Genomic DNA, 4570 nt, shown 5'->3' on the forward strand with positions numbered 1-4570 from the left:
GTGCAGAACGAACACGTCCCCAACTGCACCCCCAACCGCACCCTTACAGCAGCACGTCCTCGAGCGAGCGCTTGGGCACGTGGTGCACGCTCGCGTCGTCTCGCCAGTAGTTGGTGGAGCCGTCCGGCGACGCCTCGAGCGGCTCCAGGCGCACTGTCTCGGCCGGACGGCCGAGCGCGATGACCATGAGGGGCTTGAGCTGCGCGAGGTTGCGCTCGCGGGCCTCAGCCTCGAGGCCCAACGCAGCCTCCACCGCCGAGTGGTTGAACGCGCGCAGCATACAGCCGCCAAAGCCGGCCTGCGTGGCCGCGAGCAGGATGGTCTGCGCGGCGATGCCCTCGTCAACCGCCGTCGTGGCACCGCCGCCCGCGTCGCACACCACGATGTAGCCCGTCGGGCGCTCGCCAGCGGCCGGACCGTCCCAGTCCTTGAGCGCGCCGGCCCACTTGAGCTGCGAGAACACGCTTTCACGCTCGCTTGCCTCGGTCACGATGCGATAGCGCAGGGGCAGCCGGTTGGCACCGCTCGCCACGTCGCGCGCAAGGTCGACGAGCGCCACGAGCAGGGTGGGCGGGATGGGCTCGCCCTCGTCGAAGCGCCGGAAGCTCCGGCATGCCCGCACCGCGCGCGCAAAGTCCCCCAGGTCAAAGTCCCCCTCGGCCCGCTCGGCGAGCTCATCAAAGTCGCTCATGCCACTCCCCTCCTGCGGCCACGCCGCATCTGTCGTCACAGACAGGCCCCATGATAGGCCGACGGGCGCGGCCCCGCAGTACGCCGTCACCACCTGCGACCCCAGCCGCACGACCTGGGCATACCGGCGCAAGTCATGGCAGGCGAGATACCCCCCCCCGCATGACGTGCCGCCGTCTGCCGACGGAAACCAACCGTTGACGGACACGCAACCCTCCGTCAGCCCGCTCGAAACAACTGTATATATAGTTATATACAGTTGAGGAAAGGGACGACCAGGGACTGCCGCCAAAGCCCATCGCCCAGCCAGACACCGCGCAGACAGCACAGACGACAACGTTTTCAGCCGTTCTCGCACGACCACAGCTCAACATATAGTTATATACGGCGGCAGGCACGCCGACGCGTCCAAGGCAAGGGAAGGAAGAGGAGAGACATGATCGGACCTTTGCAGATCGTCTTGCTGTCAATCGTGGCAGCGTTCACCGTCGTCTGCGGCCAGAACTGGTTCCAGACGGCCAACCAGCCCGTGTTCACCGGCATGATGGCCGGCATCATCATGGGCGACCCGGTGACGGGCCTGTTCATCGGTGGCAGCATGCAGCTCACGGTGCTGGGCATCGGCACCTTCGGCGGCTCCAGCCACATCGACGCCAACTCGGGCGCCATCCTGGCAACGGCGTTCTCCGTGGCACTGGGCATGGACCCCTCGCAGGCGCTCGCGGCCATCGCGGTGCCCGTCGCGGCCATCCTCACCACGGCCGACGTGCTCGGTCGCTTCTGCAACGCCTTCTTCCAGCAGCGCATTGACAGCCTCATCGAGAAGGACGACTACGCCGGCATCGAGCGCAACTTCCTCTACGGCGCCATCCCCTGGGCCCTCTCGCGCATCCTGCCCGTGGCGCTGGCCCTCATCTTCGGCCAGGGCGTCGTGCAGTCGCTCATGGAGGTCCTGAACGGCCCGCTCAAGTGGCTCGGCACGGGCCTCGGCGTCGCCGGCGCGGTCATGCCCGCCGTGGGCTTCGCCATCCTGCTTCGCTACCTGCCCACCAAGCAGCACTTCAACTACCTCATCCTCGGCTTCGTGGTCACCATCTTCTTCAGCTACCTCTTCACCAACGTCAAGAAGATCGGCACCGCCGTGGCCAGCACCGTCGACGGCTTCTCTGGCGCCTTTATCAACCTGCCGATGCTGGGCATAGCGCTCGTGGGCCTGTTCCTGGCCGTGAACCACTACAAGAGCATCACCGGCACCACCTCGAACAAGGCCGTGCCCGCCCAGACCACCGCCGACACCGAGGAGGACGACGATGACGAGCTCTAAGGACACCGCCGCGAGCACCACGCAGCACGGCTCCTACAAGATCACCAAGGCCGACCTCAACCAGATCAACCGTCGCAGCCTCTTTGGCTTCCAGCTTGGCTGGAACTACGAGCGCATGCAGGGCTCGGGCTACCTCTACTGCATGCTGCCCCTCATGCGCAAGCTCTACGGTGACGGCTCGCCCGAGCTGCGTCAGATGATGCGCACCGAGAACCAGCTGATGAACACTTCCAACTTCTTCATCAACTTCGTCTTCGGCATCGACATGGCCATCCAGGAGGAGCAGGGCACGGAGGGCGAGGAGGCCGTGGTCGGTCTCAAGACCGGCCTCATGGGCCCGTTCGCCTCCGTGGGCGACGCCCTCTTCGGGTCGCTGCTGCCCACGATCTTCGGCGCCATCGCCGCCTCGATGGCCGTGAGCGGCAACGCCCTCGGCGTCATCTTCTGGGCCATCGAGTGCGTGGCCACGGGCCTGTTCCGCTGGTGGCAGCTGCCGTTTGCCTACAAGACCGGCGTGTCGCTCGTCACCACGATGAAGGACAAGCTCTCGGCCATCACCGAGTCCGCCGGCATCCTCGGCGTGTTTATGATCGGCTCGCTCATCGCCTCCAACCTGAACGTGGTGTTCACGGTGAACCCGAGCGTCGCAGGCGCCACCATCAACCTGCAGAACACGCTCAACACGGTACTGCCCGGCCTGCTTCCCGCCGGCATCGTGGCCGTCATCTACTGGATGCTCGGCCGCAAGGGCATGACGTCCACGAAGGCCATCTTCATCGTGCTCGTCGCCGCCGTCGCCCTCTCCGCCCTCGGGATCATCGCCAAGGGCTAGGTCGACCACCTTTCCCGTCGGCAGCCGTCGCGCCCCACGCGTGGCGGCTGCCTTTTTTGGGCATGTACCAAAGTTAGAGCAAGTTCACTTTTGGGAGCGGGATCTCGCGCAGCCGCGACGTTTCCCAAGGCCGCGAACCCGCCCCACTCCCCGGGCCCTGCCCAGCCCGCACCCACACAGACCACCCACAGGAGATGCCATGCCCAACCTCGACCTTCCCGAGAAACCCCAGCGCCCCAACGTGCTGCTCGTCATGTGCGACCAGCTGCGCGGCGACTGCCTGGGCTTTGCCGGCCATCCGGACGTGAAGACCCCCAACCTCGACACCATCGCGGCGCAGGGCGCGTTCTTCGACAACGCCTACAGCGCCTGTCCCACCTGCGTGCCGGCGCGCGCCACGCTGTTCACGGGCAAGACGCCGGCGCACACCGGGCGCGTGGGCTACCGCGACGGCGTGACCTGGGACTTCCCGCACATGATGCCGCAGGAGTTCACCAACGCCGGCTACCAGACGGCCTGCCTCGGCAAGCTGCACGTGCACCCGCCCCGCCTTGCCTGCGGCTTCGAGACCCTGCGCCTGCACGACGGCTACCTCGGCTGCTACCAGGGCTCAGACATCCCCCACTGGATGCACCAGGACGTCCACGACGACTACCTGCGCTTCCTTCGCGAGCACGTCAATCACCCCGTGTGGGTGGACAGCTCCGGCCCCGAGTGCAACTCGTGGGTCTATCACCCCTGGCTCTACGACGAGAGCCTGCACCCCACCAACTGGGTGACCGACGAGACGATCCGCTTCCTCGAGACGCGCGACCGAACCCGCCCCTTCTTCTGCATGGCGAGCTACGTGCGCCCGCACCCGCCGCTCGACGCCCCGCGCTCCTACTTCGACCTCTACAACGAGCGCGACCTGCGCGAGCCCGCCCACGGCGACTGGGACGACGACGCGGCCGGCGAGCGCGACGGCTGGGTCACCAACAGCGTGCACGGCTGCCGCGACGCCACGCTTCGCCACGAGGCCATGGCCGGCTACTACGCCTGCATCACGCACGTCGACCACCAGATCGGCCGGCTCATCACGGCGCTCAAGCGCGACGGCTCGTTCAACGACACGATCATCCTGTTCGTGGCCGACCACGGCGAGATGCTCTTCGACCACGCGAGCTTCCGCAAGCTCCTCCCCTACGAGGGCTCCACGCGCGTGCCGCTCATCGTGCGCGTGGGCAAGAACGTGGCGGTCACCACGCCGCACCGCTCCGAGAGCGTGGTGGAGCTCATGGACGTGATGCCCACCCTGCTCGACCTCTGCGGCGTGGAGGTGCCCGAGGGCGTGGACGGCGCGTCGCTCGCCGGCGAGGTGCTCAAGGGCGAGCAGATCGAGCGCCCCTACGTGCACGGCGGCCACGCGTTCACCTTCGAGCAGTCCAACCAGTGGATCGTAACGCCGCACGACAAGTACGTCTGGTTCTCGCAGTCCGGCGTCGAGCACTACTTCGACCTCGACGCGGACCCGCGCGAGGAGCACGACCTCATCGCCGACCCCACGCGCGAGGCGCGCATCGCCGAGCTGCGCGAGCTGCTCGTACACGAGCTCGAGGGCCGCGAGGAGGGCTTCGTGGTGGACGGCAGGCTCCACATCGTCGACAAGGTCCTGGAAGTCCTGAGCCACTAGGCGGGGCGCATGGGTCATTTGGGGGTCATTTGGGGACGTGTTCGTTTTGCAC

4 protein-coding genes are annotated in these 4570 nt (G+C 66.9%); 3 read left to right on the top strand and 1 reads right to left on the bottom strand.

Features of this window, described 5'->3' with window-relative positions; genetic code table 11:
• Positions 1–43: 43 nt before the first annotated feature.
• A complete protein-coding gene (locus EFAMC1_RS00465; protein WP_154052383.1) occupies positions 44–691 on the bottom strand; it encodes a nitroreductase family protein in 648 nt (215 codons plus the stop codon).
• Positions 692–1126: 435 nt separating this feature from the next.
• Here EFAMC1_RS00465 and EFAMC1_RS00470 point away from each other — a divergent pair, with 435 nt between their 5' ends.
• The 3 genes from EFAMC1_RS00470 (at position 1127) to EFAMC1_RS00480 (ending at position 4518) form a co-directional block, all read left to right on the top strand.
• Positions 1127–2014, top strand: a complete 888-nt coding sequence (locus tag EFAMC1_RS00470) for a PTS mannose/fructose/sorbose/N-acetylgalactosamine transporter subunit IIC (protein ID WP_154052384.1) — start codon at positions 1127–1129, stop codon at positions 2012–2014.
• Positions 2001–2846 (top strand): PTS system mannose/fructose/sorbose family transporter subunit IID, encoded by an 846-nt coding sequence (locus EFAMC1_RS00475; protein WP_154052385.1) that lies wholly within the window; start codon positions 2001–2003, stop codon positions 2844–2846. The genes EFAMC1_RS00470 and EFAMC1_RS00475 overlap by 14 nt, the downstream gene beginning before the upstream one ends.
• Before the next feature lie 199 nt (positions 2847–3045).
• Complete coding sequence (locus tag EFAMC1_RS00480) at positions 3046–4518, top strand: arylsulfatase (RefSeq protein WP_154052386.1); 1473 nt, start codon at positions 3046–3048, stop codon at positions 4516–4518.
• Positions 4519–4570: the final 52 nt, after the last annotated feature.

This window comes from Olsenella uli (assembly GCF_901212675.1).
Lineage (GTDB): Bacteria > Actinomycetota > Coriobacteriia > Coriobacteriales > Atopobiaceae > Parolsenella > Parolsenella uli_B.